The organism is Paenibacillus sp. MZ04-78.2 (assembly GCF_024213375.1).
Classification (GTDB): domain Bacteria; phylum Bacillota; class Bacilli; order Paenibacillales; family NBRC-103111; genus Paenibacillus_G.
Map to the genome: position 1 here is coordinate 119,469 of NZ_JANAVJ010000006.1, position 14,484 is coordinate 133,952.

The 14,484-nt window shown below is 56.8% G+C and carries 12 protein-coding genes and 1 pseudogene; 8 read left to right on the forward strand and 5 right to left on the reverse strand.

Annotated features, from left to right (window positions below; all coding sequences use genetic code 11):
* Window positions 1-79 precede the first annotated feature (79 nt).
* From NLX71_RS07220 to NLX71_RS07250, 6 genes and pseudogenes are all read left to right on the forward strand, one after another.
* Window positions 80-1,273 carry a helix-turn-helix domain-containing protein gene (locus tag NLX71_RS07220; protein WP_254362813.1) on the forward strand — a complete coding sequence of 398 codons (1,194 nt, stop codon included), beginning with the start codon at window positions 80-82 and terminating at the stop codon, window positions 1,271-1,273.
* A gap of 324 nt (window positions 1,274-1,597) precedes the next feature.
* Window positions 1,598-2,566: an agmatinase family protein gene (locus NLX71_RS07225; protein WP_254362814.1), complete on the forward strand. Its 969-nt coding sequence runs from the start codon at window positions 1,598-1,600 to the stop codon at window positions 2,564-2,566.
* A 26-nt stretch (window positions 2,567-2,592) separates the two neighbouring features.
* Window positions 2,593-4,251: a urocanate hydratase gene (hutU, locus tag NLX71_RS07230; protein WP_254362815.1), complete on the forward strand. Its 1,659-nt coding sequence runs from the start codon at window positions 2,593-2,595 to the stop codon at window positions 4,249-4,251.
* Between the two features lie 170 nt (window positions 4,252-4,421).
* Window positions 4,422-5,705: an imidazolonepropionase gene (hutI, locus tag NLX71_RS07235; RefSeq protein ID WP_254362816.1), complete on the forward strand. Its 1,284-nt coding sequence runs from the start codon at window positions 4,422-4,424 to the stop codon at window positions 5,703-5,705.
* Between the two features lie 240 nt (window positions 5,706-5,945).
* Complete coding sequence (locus NLX71_RS07240; protein ID WP_254362817.1) at window positions 5,946-7,802, forward strand: purple acid phosphatase family protein; 1,857 nt, start codon at window positions 5,946-5,948, stop codon at window positions 7,800-7,802.
* A gap of 176 nt (window positions 7,803-7,978) precedes the next feature.
* Window positions 7,979-8,227 (forward strand): annotated as a pseudogene (locus NLX71_RS07250) (GNAT family N-acetyltransferase); the annotation flags it as partial.
* 275 nt (window positions 8,228-8,502) lie between these two features.
* On the opposite strand, the gene NLX71_RS07255 reads toward NLX71_RS07250, so the two are convergent.
* On the reverse strand, window positions 8,503-9,366 hold the full coding sequence (locus tag NLX71_RS07255; RefSeq protein WP_254362819.1) for an ABC transporter six-transmembrane domain-containing protein: 864 nt from the start codon (window positions 9,364-9,366) through the stop codon (window positions 8,503-8,505).
* A 21-nt stretch (window positions 9,367-9,387) separates the two neighbouring features.
* Window positions 9,388-9,591, reverse strand: coding sequence for a hypothetical protein (locus tag NLX71_RS07260; RefSeq protein WP_254362820.1), 204 nt, complete (start codon window positions 9,589-9,591; stop codon window positions 9,388-9,390).
* A gap of 135 nt (window positions 9,592-9,726) precedes the next feature.
* On the opposite strand from NLX71_RS07260, the gene NLX71_RS07265 reads away from it, so the two are divergent.
* Window positions 9,727-9,945 carry a hypothetical protein gene (locus NLX71_RS07265; RefSeq protein WP_254362821.1) on the forward strand — a complete coding sequence of 73 codons (219 nt, stop codon included), beginning with the start codon at window positions 9,727-9,729 and terminating at the stop codon, window positions 9,943-9,945.
* A gap of 86 nt (window positions 9,946-10,031) precedes the next feature.
* On the opposite strand, the gene NLX71_RS07270 is transcribed toward NLX71_RS07265, so the two are convergent.
* Entirely contained in the window at window positions 10,032-10,886 is an 855-nt protein-coding gene (locus NLX71_RS07270) for a polysaccharide deacetylase family protein (protein ID WP_254362822.1), read from the reverse strand.
* Between the two features lie 200 nt (window positions 10,887-11,086).
* Here NLX71_RS07270 and NLX71_RS07275 point away from each other — a divergent pair, with 200 nt between their 5' ends.
* Complete coding sequence (locus NLX71_RS07275) at window positions 11,087-12,967, forward strand: 5'-nucleotidase C-terminal domain-containing protein (RefSeq protein WP_254362823.1); 1,881 nt, start codon at window positions 11,087-11,089, stop codon at window positions 12,965-12,967.
* A gap of 272 nt (window positions 12,968-13,239) precedes the next feature.
* Here the strand turns inward: NLX71_RS07275 and NLX71_RS07280 are convergent, their stop codons facing one another.
* Together NLX71_RS07280 and NLX71_RS07285 are read right to left on the reverse strand one after the other, a co-directional pair.
* Window positions 13,240-13,410, reverse strand: coding sequence for an ATP-binding protein (locus tag NLX71_RS07280; protein WP_375377900.1), 171 nt, complete (start codon window positions 13,408-13,410; stop codon window positions 13,240-13,242).
* Between the two features lie 73 nt (window positions 13,411-13,483).
* Window positions 13,484-14,476: an NADPH:quinone oxidoreductase family protein gene (locus NLX71_RS07285; protein WP_254362824.1), complete on the reverse strand. Its 993-nt coding sequence runs from the start codon at window positions 14,474-14,476 to the stop codon at window positions 13,484-13,486.
* Window positions 14,477-14,484: the final 8 nt, after the last annotated feature.

Genomic DNA, 14,484 nt, shown 5'->3' on the forward strand with positions numbered 1-14,484 from the left:
AAATGACCGCACCAGAATCGCGCATACCCGGAACGACGGGATGTGGTTTTTTTACTGAAATTACCATGAGGAGGCTCCCATGAGGCAAAATCCGACTCAAGCGACGTTTACCCACCTGCTGATCACCGGTACGCTGGTCCACGAAGCGACGTTCGCGGAGATGCAGGCGGAGTTCGATATGTACCTCCGGCCCAATCTGGCGATGGTCGTCTCGATGGACCGCTATCCCGATCTTGCGCTCGGACAGCCCATCCAGTGGCGCGTCGCTATCGGGCAGAAGCTGATCGACGCTCTGCATGCGGGCATCCAAGCGCTGTTCGTCTGGGTGTGGGTCGCCGAGGGCGTGCTTGCTTTGCTCGTCGAGCTGGGGGCGAAGGACCGGCGCGATCCCGATCCCGCCAAGACCGCTTTCGCCATGGCGAAGCGGGTGCAGAAGCTGACCGACGCGCAGGGCTTTTCCGTCTCCGTCGGCATAGGCACCTTTTATGATAACCCGTACATGCTCCACTACTCGTACGAGGAAGCGAAGGAGTCGATGATCGACCGCTTCTTCCAGGGCAACCGGCTCATTTTCCAATATGAAAAGCAAAAGCAGGACGGCGAGCAGCCGCACAACACTCTCTCGCAAGCCGAACGGACGGAGTTAATGGCCCGCGTTCGTTTGGGCGACGTGAACGGAGCGGTTTCATACTTGCACCTGCTGCTGGAGCGCATGGAGCAGACGTATCGCGGAAATGTCGATATGTTCAAATCCGAGGTCATCGACCTCGTTATGCAGCTGACGCGTCTGACGCTCGATGTCGGCGGCCATGCCCAGAGCATTTTGTCAGAGAACGCCCGGTTTATTCAAGACCTGTACATGACGATCCGCTACGACAAGTTCATGGCCAAAGTCAGCGAGCACTGGAGCAAGCTGACCGCACGGATCGGCGAAGCGCAGACGGCGGAGGTGTCGCCGGTGATCCGGACGGCCATCGCCTACATAAAGCAGCATCATCAGCGCAAGATTCCCCTCGAAGAAATAGCACAATATTGTTACCTTAGCACCTACCATTTCAGTCACCTGTTCCGCAAAGAAACGGGCAGCACCTTCGTTGACTACTTAAACAAGCTCCGGATTGACAAAGCAGTCTATTACCTCGAAAACACCGATAAACAGGTACAGGAGATCGCTGCGCTCGCCGGTTTTCAGGATTCCAATTACTTCTGCCGGATGTTCAAACGATATCTGCACTGCAGCCCGAACGAATACCGCGCAGCAAAATTGTGCTAAACTTTCGCAAAATTCACTAGTGCTTTCGAAAGCGATTGCAAGTACGATAAAAGTGTCCCGGGAATGTTCGTACTTCGTTCAGGATCATCTCTCCCGATGGCTCCATTCTGTATCAAGGCAAAGACATCATCGGCCAGCCGACGCATCAACTTGTGGGGACAGGCATCATCATGGCGGCCGAAGGCCGGCTTATTGAGGCTATTAACCATTAGGTCGGCTAATCATACCAGACGGTTAATCATATAGGAGGTTAAGCAAGCGGCGGGTTCTTCGGCGGCAGGAGACGCCGGAATCCGCGGTAAAGGCAAAAGAGGAGGCTTATGCGTGAAAACGATTGATCTGTTAAACCCGCCGGAGCTGGCGCGGCGGTCGAACTGGCGCGACCGGTTCGAGACGAAGGTAGCCCAGTGGCTCACGCCGTGGGACGGGGAAGCGCCGGTCGACTTCGGCTTCATCGGGGTGCCGCTGTCCAAGACATCGATCAGCGTGTCCGCCGCGTCGATGACGCCGAATGCGCTGCGCGAGCTGTTCGCGAACGTGACGACGTACAGCATCGACCATGACGTCGATCTGCAGGAGCTGAACGCCCGCGACCTTGGCGACATTCAAATGCACGTCACCGACCTGCTGCGCTGCCATGCGAACATCGAGCAGGGGCTGACGAATGTGTACGAGGCGCTGCCGGATTTGTTCCCGATCATCGCCGGGGGCGATCATTCGATCACGTGCCCGTCCGTCAAGGCGTTCCGGAACAAAATCGGCGGGCCGGTCGGCATCGTCCAGATTGATTCGCATATGGACGTGCGCAATCTGCAGGACGGCGGACCGTCCAACGGCACGCCGATCCGCGGCCTGATCGAATCCGGCGCCGTGGAAGGAAAGCATATCGCACAGATCGGCCTGCACAGCTTCGCGAACTCGAAGCCGTACCGCGACTATGCGCGGGAGCAGGGAATTACGCAGGTTACGGCGCGTCAGGTCGCGCTGGAGGGTGTGGAGAAGTTCGTCGTGCAGGCGCTTGAAGTGGCCGGCAGCGGCACCGACGCGATCTATGTCACGGTGGATATGGATGTGCTCGATCAGTCCTACGCGCCGGGCGTTCCGGCGATGGTGCCCGCGGGGATGACGAGCTGGCAGCTGCTGGAGGCGGTATTCATGCTCGGCCGCCATCCGAAGGTGAAGGGCTTCGATATCGTCTGCGTCGATCCGATGCAGGACCCGCGCCGGGCAACCGTGCGCACGGCGCTGCACGTTATTCTTAACTTTCTGGCAGGCACGATGAAACGCGGTTGATCAATAACCTAAAGGGAGAGATCACGATGGAAAATAAACGTACGATTCGCGCGCCGCGAGGCACGAAGCTGACGGCCAAAGGCTGGCAGCAGGAAGCGGTGCTGCGCATGCTGATGAACAACCTGGACCCGGAGGTGGCCGAGCGGCCGGAAGACCTCGTCGTTTACGGCGGGATCGGCAAGGCGGCCCGCAACTGGGAAGCGTACGACAAAATCGTCGAGTGCCTGACGGAGCTCGAAGCGGACGAAACGCTGCTCGTGCAGTCCGGCAAGCCGGTCGGCATGTTCAAAACCCACAGCCAAGCGCCGCGCGTGCTTATCTCCAACTCCGTGATCGTGCCGGCGTTTGCGAACTGGGATACGTTCCACGAGCTGGACAAAAAAGGGCTGATGATGTACGGGCAAATGACGGCGGGCAGTTGGATTTACATCGGCACGCAGGGCATTCTGCAGGGTACGTACGAAACGTTCGCGGAAGCGGCGCGCCAGCATGCGAACGGCACGCTGCGCGGGACGCTGACGCTGACTGCGGGTCTCGGCGGCATGGGCGGGGCGCAGCCGCTGGCCGTCACGATGAACGAAGGCGTCGTCATCGGGGTTGACGTCGACGCGACGCGCATTCAGCGCCGGATCGATACGCGCTACTGCGACGTGATGGTGCGCGATCTGGACGAAGCGCTCAAGCTGGCCCGCGAAGCGCAGGAGCAGGGCCGTCCGCTCTCGATCGGCCTGATCGGCAACGCGGCGGAAGTTTTCCCGGAATTCGTGCGCCGCGGCATCGTGCCGGATTTCGTCACCGACCAGACGTCGGCGCATGATCCGCTGAACGGCTACGTGCCTGCGGGCTACTCACTGGAAGCGGCGTCGGAGCTGCGCACGAGCCACTCGGCGGAATACGTCCGCTTGTCGAAGCGGTCGATGGCGGCGCATGTGCAGGCGATGCTCGACCTGCAAAAGCTGGGCTCCATCGTGTTCGACTACGGCAACAACATCCGTCAGGTCGCTCTCGACGAAGGCGTGAAGGACGCGTTCAACTTCCCGGGCTTTGTACCCGCTTATATCCGCCCGCTGTTCTGCGAGGGCAAAGGGCCGTTCCGCTGGGCCGCGCTGTCCGGCGATCCGGAGGACATCTACAAGACCGACGAGCTTGTGCTGAAGCTGTTCCCGGAAAACGAGCACCTGCGCCGCTGGATCGAACTGGCGCGGGAGAAAGTGGCGTTTCAAGGCTTGCCGTCGCGGATCTGCTGGCTCGGCTACGGCGAGCGCGTGAAGATGGGGCTCGCGATCAACGAAATGGTACGCAGCGGCGAGCTGTCCGCGCCGATCGTCATCGGCCGCGACCACCTCGACTGCGGCTCCGTCGCCTCGCCGAACCGCGAGACGGAAGCGATGAAGGACGGTAGCGACGTGGTCGCGGATTGGGCGATCCTGAATGCGCTCGTGAACACGGCGTCCGGCGCAAGCTGGGTCTCGGTACACCACGGCGGCGGCGTCGGAATGGGGTACTCGCTTCACGCCGGTATGGTGGTCGTTGCGGACGGCACCCAGGAAGCGGAAGAGCGGTTGTCCCGCGTGCTGAACACGGACCCGGGCATGGGGATTATTCGTCATGCGGATGCGGGCTACGAGCTGGCGATTCAGACGGCCAAAGAACGCGGCGTCCGCGTCCCGATGCTGGGCATTTAAGAAGGCGTGGCTGGCGTTTCGAGACAGCCGATTGCCGGTTGAATAAAGCAATCTGGCTGCGGTTCGCCGCATCCGCCGAGACACCGGCGGACCGTGCGAGCCGCATGCCGCTATATTCCGTCCGGCCCCGAACGACGTCGGGTCGGACGACTTTGTTGAGGTGATGGAAGATGGAGCAACAAAGGATCGATTTGCTCGTGCATCATATCGGCGAGCTGATCACGATGGCCGGGGAAGCGGGACCGCGTACAGGCAGCCGCATGGCCCAAGTGCCTGTTGTAAAAGGAGGCGCCGTAGCCATTCGCGATGGCGTCGTTGTCGCCGCAGGCCCCGAAGCCGACGTGCGCGCGCAGATCGCGGGCCTGCCGGTCATGCAGGAGCTTGATGCCGGCGGCCGGTTGGTGACGCCGGGGCTGGTCGACCCGCACACGCATCTGGTGCACGGCGGCTCGCGCGAGCACGAGCTGGCGATGAAGCTGCAGGGCGCGACGTATTTGGAAATCTTGGCGCAGGGCGGCGGGATTCTGAGCACGGTCCGTGCCACGCGGGCGGCGACGGAGGATGAGCTGTACGCCAAGGCGAAGCGCAGCCTCGATACGCTGCTGCTGCAGGGCGTGACGACATGCGAAGCCAAGAGTGGCTACGGCCTCACGCTGGAGGACGAGATGAAGCAGCTTCGGGTGACGAAGCGGCTGAACGAGGCGCATCCGGTTGAGCTCGTCTCGACGTTCATGGGCGCGCACATGGTGCCCGAGGAATACAAGGGCCGCTCGGCCGATTACGTGAAGCTCGTCATCCGCGAAATGCTGCCGGAAGTGAAGCGCCTCGGACTGGCCGAGTTTTGCGACGTGTTCTGTGAGCACGGCGTGTTCTCGCCCGCCGAATCCGAGGAGATTCTGGCGGCGGCCAAGGCGCTCGGCTTCGGCGTGAAAATCCACGCCGACGAGATCGAGCCGCTCGGCGGCGCGGAGCTTGCGGGCAAGCTCGGCTGCATCTCGGCCGAGCACCTGCTGGCCGCGACCGACGCCGGGTTCGAGGCGATGCGCGATGCCGGTGTGATCGCCGTCTGCCTGCCGGCGACCTCGTTCAACCTGCGGCTGAAGCAGCATGCCCGTGCGCGCCGCATGATCGAGCTCGGTCTCGCCGTCGCGCTATCGACCGACTACAACCCCGGCAGCTCGCCGACGGAGTCGATCCAGCTCGTGATGACGCTCGGCTGCCTGAACCTCGGGCTGACGCCGGAAGAAGTGCTGACGGCCGTGACCGTCAACGCGGCGCACGCCATCGGGCGCGGCGACCGGGTCGGCAGTCTGGAGCCGGGCAAGCAGGCCGACCTGGTCATTTTCGACGCGGCCAATTTGGCGTATGTGCCGTATCATTTTGGCATTAACCACGTCGATACGGTCGTCAAGGGCGGGAAAATCGTCGTCCGGGAAGGACGGCTGGCGCACTAGCTGACCGGACGAAAACGTTTCGCAATAGCATATCGCATGATCCGGAAGGGGACATTCCGCACGCTTGGCTTGAGGCGTAAGGAAGAGTCCCTTTTTTTCTTTTATTTAAATTTTTTACAATGAAAGCTACAATGGTTTTGTTTTCCATATGACGGTATTTTATTGAGTGAGGAGGGAAAGCTAACGAATTGATTTGATCGATGGTTGAATACTAAATTTATGAAGATTGGAGTGAAGTTGATGAACAGAGGGTTAAAGCGAAAACGATGGCCGATAGTATTGTCTCTGCTTCTGGTGTTCCAATTGCTGCTTACAGGCACGACGCGGGCTTCCGAATCGAAAAGCGATCCCCGCACCGTAACGGCCGATCTGACCGCTACATTAAAAAGCAAGCTCCGCGACGGCGCGAATGTACTCGCGGCCGAGGTGCATCAGGGAAGCGCGGGCAGCTCCGACCTGTACCGGGATATGAAGCTCGTTGCCAATCCCGACGATTCGGGCAGCGACGGGAATCCGCGGAGCGGCAAGCCGACGGCGATTGCGCTGACTTATTATGACGATCCGAAAACAAGCATGGCGTTCGCCTGGTACACGTCGGACAAAATCACCGGCACCCAAGTGCAAGTCGTCGAAGCCTCGAAGCTCAACGGAAATTCGTTTCCGCCCACGGGAGTCCAAACGTATCAAGGCGCTTCGCAAGTGATCAGCGTTTATTTGACACTGGCGGATAAATCCAACGATATGTCCACGAGCTTTTCGAGTCACAAAGCCATCGCCGACGGCTTGAAGCCCGGCACCGCCTATGCTTACCGTCTGGGCGACGGGACGGCGGGCAACTGGAGCGATATCGGCACGTTTACGACGGAGCCTGCAAGCGATAACGGTTTTACCTTCCTGTATACGACCGATTCCCAAGCCAAGACGCAAGCCGACTACACGATCTGGAAAAACACAGTTCAGCAAGGGATTCAAACATTCCCGGACGCCAAATTTATCGTCAATACGGGCGATCTGGTGGATAACGGCGATGTGGAAGAGCAGTGGATGTGGCTGCTCAACGAACCAAAGGACCTTTTATCCCGCATTCCGCTGATGCCGATTCTGGGCAACCATGAAACTCAAAATTACAACAACTTCGCCTACCACTTTCATTTGCCCAACAAGTCGCAAACGGATGCCACTCCGGAAGGCTCGGTGTATGCTTTTGACTACGGTCCGGCCCATTTCATGGTATTCAACACGCAGTATTCGGGCAGCTCTGATCCCGTTTTCAAGAAGCAGGTAGAGTGGCTTCGAAACGAAGTCGCCAAAACGGATAAAAAGTGGAAAATCGTCCTGTCCCACAAGTCGATTTATTCGGTAGCCAGCCATTCCGGCAGCAGGGACGTCAAGTTTTTCCGCGAGCATCTGGCGCCGCTGTTCGATGAACTGGGCATCGACGCCGTCCTGTCGGGACACGACCATACGTATACCCGAAGCTACCAAATGTACGCCGGTCAGCCTCAAGAAGTGACGGAGGACGGCGAAGGCCATGTCCTGAACCCGAAGGGGACGGTCTATTTCGTAGGCAATACGGCAGGCCCTAAATTTTACAAGCCCAAAGCTCAGGGTTTCCCGTACGCGGCCGTATCCGGCCAACCGAAAAAGCAAATGTTCACCGGGGTAACCGTTCAGGACGATACGCTGACTTTCCAAGCTTATACGACCACGAAGGGCGGAAGCACGGAACGATACGACGCTTATAACATTAAGAAAACCACCGCGAAGCCAAACAAGGTGGAAAACGCGAAAGCGACGCTGACGGCGGACGGGAAAGTCAAGCTGACTTGGACCGCTCCGGGCACGGGACCGGCCGTGGAGGGCTATCGTATTTACGAGCAGAATGACGCATTGGGCCCGAATTGGACGGCCAAAGTCCGTCATGCCGACGGAACGACCACCTATAGCTATACCGTAGCGACAAAGAACCCGTCCCCATCGTATCGGTTCGTGATCAAGGCGGTGAGCGGGAGGCTGAATTCGGACCCGGTCGTAGCGGAGTATGCGGCGGGGAAAAGAGAGCCGGCGGCGGTCCGCACGGTTCCGGGCATGCCTTAGACAGTAAAACCGCCCAAGCGCTTCGGCGTTAGGGCGGTCTCTTTTTTTCTAGCCTTTGATCAAGAACGAATTGCCGTCCTCGTCGAGGAAGGTGGCGAAGGCGCCCCACTGCATTTTTTGCAGCTCGCCCTCGAAGGTGACGCCGTTCGCTTTCATCGTCTCGTTACCATGGGGAGACGCAGGTAGGTTTCATGCGGGTGGTGACGGACTACGCCACATTCTCTTGGGTCTGCGACGTTATCGTGCATCCCGATCACCGGGGGCAAGGACTCGGCAAGTCGCTGGTGCAGTTTCTGGTGGAGCATCCGGCGTTGCGGGATATCCGGATGGTGCTTGGCACCAGAGACGCGCATGGGCTGTATGAGCAGTACGGTTTCGAGCGGCACGAGATGATGCGGCGGCCGATCCCGGCTGCGGCGGAGTAAGGGAGCAGAAATTTGGTGCCCGAGAAATCCGGAGAAAATAAAGATAGGCCCTTGCCGCAAGGATGCGAACAAGAGCCGTTTTTTTGCATTGTTCCATGAAATCAAAATCGCCGCTCAAGGTGGAAAATCAGGAGAAAAAAATCTCGGCTACCATAAGCCGAGATGCATCCAACATTGGCTTACCGTTTTACGAAGAACCCATAATCTCTTTTTATTGCTTTTGTATTGTCGTTGACATCCTTAGTTTCCGATTCATATGGCTGCTCACCATCTCTCTAGTTAACATCTCCTGAAACACGTTCACCTATATCATACACGCGTGAAACATTTTGAACGATTATAGGTAGTTCATTCACCGATCCTTGAAACATCCTTACATAGGATAGGACTGCATAGATGGTACCAGCAGTAGCTGCACCAGAATCACTAAATCGAAGGAGAGTAGCGATAGTTAAGACAATTACTACTATCTCCACCAACCCCCAAGTCCCTGCTTCAGCATTAGAGATTTTGACGCGCCAGAATTTTAAATGAAAAAAGTGACGTACAATGGCTTTGAGGGAACTGTTGACGATAATATCCGCCTCCTTTTCGATCCTATCATTTAGAGCTCTATTAAGACGATAAGATCGTTTTCCAAACCATCGATTCATTAGTGTTATTGGGATCATTGCGATCAGTGCAAACACTCCGATAAGTGGATCATAAATAAATAGCATTAAAGTTGCTCCTACAAACTGTATGACCGTTGAAGCAACTGCCGGTAGCTCCATCTGAAAAAAATCTACTAATTCTCGAGACAATGAAACCCGTCCAATAATTCGAGTTCCTTCTATTCCTTTTTGTCGTTGACGAGCAACCATATCACTTGCAACTCGAGAATAGATACCAACGAACACCTTGGTATCGTAAACATGCCTAAAAAGCCCTACAGTTAAATGAATACACGATAACAAAATAAGCGGTATTAGACTAGTGGGATTTCCCTTTAGTAAACCATCAATCGCAAATCCTGTAGCTGCAGCGTATAGAAGACTACAGACGTTTTCTACAATAGTTAAGCCGTAAGTAAGACTTATTCCGCGATAGTTATTTCGCCATATACTTTGAAGTAGAAGAGAAACAGATGAACTTTTCATGGTGGAATTTCTAACTCCTTTTTATGATGAATCAATATATCCATTACCTTTTGCATCAACTGATTCATGTGTATTTGTAATTTTTACTTTGTATGTTCCCTGAGGTACATTTGACCAACTTATTGTTTTATTGGTACTTGTATAATTTTTATCTACTAAAATATCCGTATTAGGAATATCATTGCCATCGGAGTCACAGAGATTATAAACGAGTTTAACTGTCATTCTTCCAAAAAAATTCTCCTTTCATTTGATTTTTGCTGTACTAATCTTGCTGCCGCCGCCATTGAGAGATTTCGTTCTAAACGAGGAGCTGTTTTAACATCTTGCGCTTGAACCGCACGCCCCGTGAGGCGCTGCTTGCCTCCGGAGCTGCGAGAAATAACTGACCGTTTGTGCGCCGAACCTCCCGGGGAGCCTTCCCGCGCCCGCCGGTTAGAACGGCTCGGCCAACTGGAAGAAACGCTCCTGCGGGAGCGAGCCGTCATCCTGTGGTATCGCTGGCGGCAGTCCGCCTCGTACCCGCCAAGACTGCGGGACGTCTCGATCAGCTCGCTCGGCTGGGTCGATTACCGTTAAGCTGTGGTTCGACGGCCGCCAGGAAAGCGGTGGAGCCGGGACGCCGAGCTCTCGCCGCTAAAACCAATCTGCCCATTCTTTGCCGCTCAGCCAGAGAAGTGCGCCTTCACGGCGCGGCGCATGATCGTGCGGTGCAGCTTTTCCGGCGTAATGCTCGGATTCCCGGCATTGATGCGCGGAATTTGCATCACGTCATCCTTTCGCGTCACCATGCCGCTTTTCACCGTAAAAGCATAGCGAATCCCGGCCTGCCCGACCAGATCCGATGCCTGCCTGTCGTACATGCCGTAAGGGTAGGCGTACATGTCCACTGCCTGCGAATGAAGGGCATGGAGCCGGCTGACGCAAGCACGGGTGTCTTTCAGAATCCGGCCGCCGTATTCGGCCGCCGTTTCAATTCGGCCCTCCGTAGGCAGCAGGGTGGTGAGCAGCGGATTGCCATCCACTTTTTGGTGCAGATCGTGCGAATGACATTGAAAATCGATAAAGTCCGTTTCCGAGGTCATCTGCCGGATTTGCTCCTCGGATAAAGTCGTAAGTATAGGCGTCTTCGGCTCGGCCAAATCCTTGGTCACGACAAAATTGACCGCCGGTATGCCCAGCTCCTTGAGCACAGGGTAGGCCTGCGTATAGAAGCTTTCGTAGCCGTCGTCGAACGTAATCAGCACCGATTGCCGGGGCACATCCTTGCCGTTCATGAAATCGCGGAATTCCGATAGCGTCAGAAACCGGTATCCTTTTTCCTTCAAGAAGCTGACTTGCTTGCGGAACAACTCCGGCGTGATCGTGACGTTGCTCTTATCCGTATCGTCCAAATGATGATAGGCCAGCACCGCAACCTGATCCGCATACGGATAGCTGCCCCATTGATAGACCGAACCCGCGATAACCCCGATTGCGACGCAGCCCGCGAGCAACACTTTTACCAACCATCGAAACATGCACTGCGCTCCCCTTCTTGCCAAAATTAAGCATTTTCATTGTATGATACCAGTTGAAAAAACTCAACCTCGTTTTAAAGTCCGCATTCAACCGTTTAAATTTACGAAAAATTTATACAGGGTGTAATTTCCATTTACTTGATCTGTGCTAAACTAAAAGGGATACGCCAAACTGTTTCAATTGGGAGGAGAAGCTTCGAATGAAGAGTTGGAAAAAATGGATGTCCCCCGCGCTGGCTGCGCTCATGCTCGTATCGGCGGCAGCCCCGGCAGCGGCGGAAACGTCGGCAGCGGACGCCGGCGGCAAGAAGGGCACGACGAAAATTACGCTTTTCCACACGAACGACACACATTCCCGCGTCGACGAGAGCAAGGAAGGAATCGGCTTCGCCAAAATGGCCGCGCTCCTCAAGGAGTATGCGAAAACGAATCCGAATTCGCTCGTGCTGGATGCCGGCGATACGTTCCACGGGCAAACGGTTGCGAATCTCGTTCGCGGCGAAAGCATCGTCAGCATTATGAATGCCGTAGGATACAATGCGATGGCCGCGGGCAACCACGATTTCAACTACGGCTACGAGCGGCTTGTCGAACTGGCGGGCAAAGCCAAATTTCCGGTGCTGAGCGCCAACACAAAAAAAGCGGACGGCACCCGCCTTTTGAAGCCTTACGAGATTAAGGAAGTGGACGGCATCAAGCTGGGCATTTTCGGTTTGACCACGCCTGAAACCGCTTATAAAACGCATCCGAATAACGTCGCGGGCCTCAAGTTCACGGACCCTGCCGTCGAAGCGAAGGCGATTGTAGGCGAGCTGAAAGGCAAAGTCGACGCCATTATTGCGCTGACGCATCTCGGAGTCGACAAGTCTAGCATCGACACGAGCATCAAGGTGGCCGAGCAGGTGCCGGACATCGACGTCATCATCGACGGACACAGCCATACGAAGCTGGATACGGGCATGAAGGTCGGCAACGTGCTGATCGCCCAGACCGGCGAGTACCTTAAGCAATTCGGACGCGTCGACCTGACGTTCGAGAACGGGAAGCTGAAGGACAAGGTGTCCGGCCTGATCACGAAAAAAGCCGCCGATGAAGACAAGACACCGGGCGACGCGGCTGTTCTGGAAATCATTCGTTCCGTGAAAAAAGAGCAGGAGAAAGTACTTCAGCAAAAAGTCGGCTCCACCTCCGTTAAGCTGGTCGGGGACCGCGAAGTTGTACGCAAGGGCGAGTCGAACCTCGGCAACCTGATTGCCGACGCGATGATCGACGAGACAGGGGCCGACGTTGCCATCATTAACGGCGGGGGAATCCGCGATTCGATCGGCGTAGGCCCGATTACGAAGGGGCACGTCATTACCGTACTGCCGTTCGGCAACTACATTCAGACGAAAAAAGTGAAGGGCTCCGACATCGTAGCCGCTCTTGAGCACGGCGTATCCGCTTATCCGGACTCGCTGGGTGCATTCCCGCAAGTCGGCGGTGTTACCTTCGAGCTCGACCCCGCGCAGCCGAAAGGCAAACGGGTATCCGGGGTCAAAGTGAAAGGCCAACTGATCGACCCGAACAAAACGTATCTGCTTGCGACGAACGACTTTATAGCCGCAGGCGGGGACGATTACAAGATGTTCAAGGACTATCCGCTCGCAGGCGACTATTCTTCCCTGGAGGAATCGCTGATCAAGTACTTCCAGAAGAAGGGCGAAGTAAACCCGCAGGTCGAAAACCGCGTTGCGGTCAAACAAGCATCCGGCACGGTGACGACACCGGCGCCAACAGTACCGGCTACTCCGGCACCTCCGGCTACTCCGGCCGGACAGACGTCCAAACCAACGCCAGTGCCAGCACCGGCCGTTCCTGCGCCGACCGCGCCTGCACCAGCACCGGAAGCAGCAAAGCCTGCTCCGGCGGCTCCAGTGGCAACGGACGGCGGGGTGTACATCGTGAAGTCTGGCGATACGTTGTGGAAAATCGGCAAGAAACATAACACGACTTGGCAGAAGCTGCAAGAGCTGAATAAGTTCAAGGACCCGAATCTGATTTTCCCCGGGCAGAAGGTTAAGCTTCCTGCTGCCGGATAAGCGGCAGACAGCACGACAACCCAGCGTCCGTGCAAGCCGTACAAACAAAGCCCGACCGGGTCAATCCGGTCGGGCTTTGTTTTGCGCCACGCATGGCGATTACCTAGTCGGTGAAAGTCCGCTACAGGCTTGGCAGTAGGAACTGTTAGCCAAGGGCAAGGGTGTCCATCGCGAGGTGGAATCTGAAGGAAGCCGGAGGCAAACCCTCGGTCTGAGAACAGAAATCACATAGAAGGCATGATGGGACGGACGAGCTTGCACAACACACGGCTTTAGCCGTGTCGGAGGCTCAAAATCACTGTGGTTCCATGATGAGGCTTACTACGAACCTCAATCGTTCCTTTGTGAACCTCTACAATCCATTTACATAAAGACAGTCCCAGTCCTGTTCCACCTTGACTTCTTGTTCGGGAATCACCTACACGATAAAATCGTTGAAAAATATAGGGTAAATAGTATCAGTTTGATTGCTCACCGCATTGTCGCCTTCCCAACGCAACCCTGCAAGCGGAGCACTTATTTCAGCTTCACAACAACCTTCCCGCGGACGCCGCTTTGCAGAATCCGCTGCAAAGCGGACGGCAGCTCGTTGAGCGTCGTTTCCGCATGGACCATCGCTTCAAGCTGCGGCGGCTTCAGATCCGATGCCATTCGTTCCCAGAGCCGCTGCCGGAGCGGAAGCGGGCAGTAGGCGGAATCGATGCCGAGCAGGTTCACACCGCGGAGAATGAACGGGAACACGGCCGCCGTAAACTCGGTGCCGCCGGTCAGTCCGCTAAGCGCCACGGAGCCGCCGCGGTGGATGGCGCTAAGAATATGAGGCAGCGCAGCCCCGCCCACCGGATCGACGGCGCCCGCCCACTGTTCCTTGGTCAAGGGCTTGACCGCGTCCGGGTACAGCTCTTCCCGGCGGAGGATCGAACTGGCTCCCAGCTCGCGCAGGTAGTCATGCTCCTGCGCTTTCCCCGTGCTGGCCGTGACCTCGTACCCCGATGCCGCCAGCATCGAGACGGCGTGGCTTCCGACGCCGCCGGTCGCTCCGGTGACGAGCACGGGGCCGTTCTCGGGGCGCAAGCCGTTCTCTTCCATGCGGTGGACCGACAGCGCCGCCGTCAGTCCCGACGTGCCGAGAATCATCGCCTCGCGATGGGACAATCCTTTCGGCAGGGGGATCACCCAATCGGCGGGAACTCTCGCATATTCGCTAAACCCGCCGGAATGCCCGACGCCAAGCTCATAGCTTGTCGCCAGCACCTCGTCGCCTTCGCGAAACCGCGGATCGGTCGAAGCGGCTACCGTCCCGGCGAGATCGATCCCCGGCACGATCGGATAACTGCGGACCACCCGGCCCTTCGGACTAGCCGCCAAGCCGTCTTTGTAATTGACGCCGGAGTAGGCGACCCGAATGAGCACCTCGCCTTCCGACAAATCGTCCAAGCTGAGCGATTGTACGCCTACCGAAAACGGATTCTCCGTTTTGTCCACAACGAGTGCACGAAATCGTTCCATATTTACGT

What these genes read in the sequence shown, in the direction of transcription:
- hutU (WP_254362815.1), top strand. Translation starts at nt 2,593, where the DNA reads ATGGAAAATAAACGTACGATTCGCGCGCCGCGAGGCACGAAGCTGACG.
- NLX71_RS07275 (WP_254362823.1), top strand. Translation starts at nt 11,087, where the DNA reads ATGAAGAGTTGGAAAAAATGGATGTCCCCCGCGCTGGCTGCGCTCATG.
- NLX71_RS07270 (WP_254362822.1), bottom strand. Translation starts at nt 10,886, where the DNA reads ATGTTTCGATGGTTGGTAAAAGTGTTGCTCGCGGGCTGCGTCGCAATC.
- hutI (WP_254362816.1), top strand. Translation starts at nt 4,422, where the DNA reads ATGGAGCAACAAAGGATCGATTTGCTCGTGCATCATATCGGCGAGCTG.
- NLX71_RS07260 (WP_254362820.1), bottom strand. Translation starts at nt 9,591, where the DNA reads ATGACAGTTAAACTCGTTTATAATCTCTGTGACTCCGATGGCAATGAT.
- NLX71_RS07240 (WP_254362817.1), top strand. Translation starts at nt 5,946, where the DNA reads ATGAACAGAGGGTTAAAGCGAAAACGATGGCCGATAGTATTGTCTCTG.
- NLX71_RS07285 (WP_254362824.1), bottom strand. Translation starts at nt 14,476, where the DNA reads ATGGAACGATTTCGTGCACTCGTTGTGGACAAAACGGAGAATCCGTTT.
- NLX71_RS07255 (WP_254362819.1), bottom strand. Translation starts at nt 9,366, where the DNA reads ATGAAAAGTTCATCTGTTTCTCTTCTACTTCAAAGTATATGGCGAAAT.
- NLX71_RS07220 (WP_254362813.1), top strand. Translation starts at nt 80, where the DNA reads ATGAGGCAAAATCCGACTCAAGCGACGTTTACCCACCTGCTGATCACC.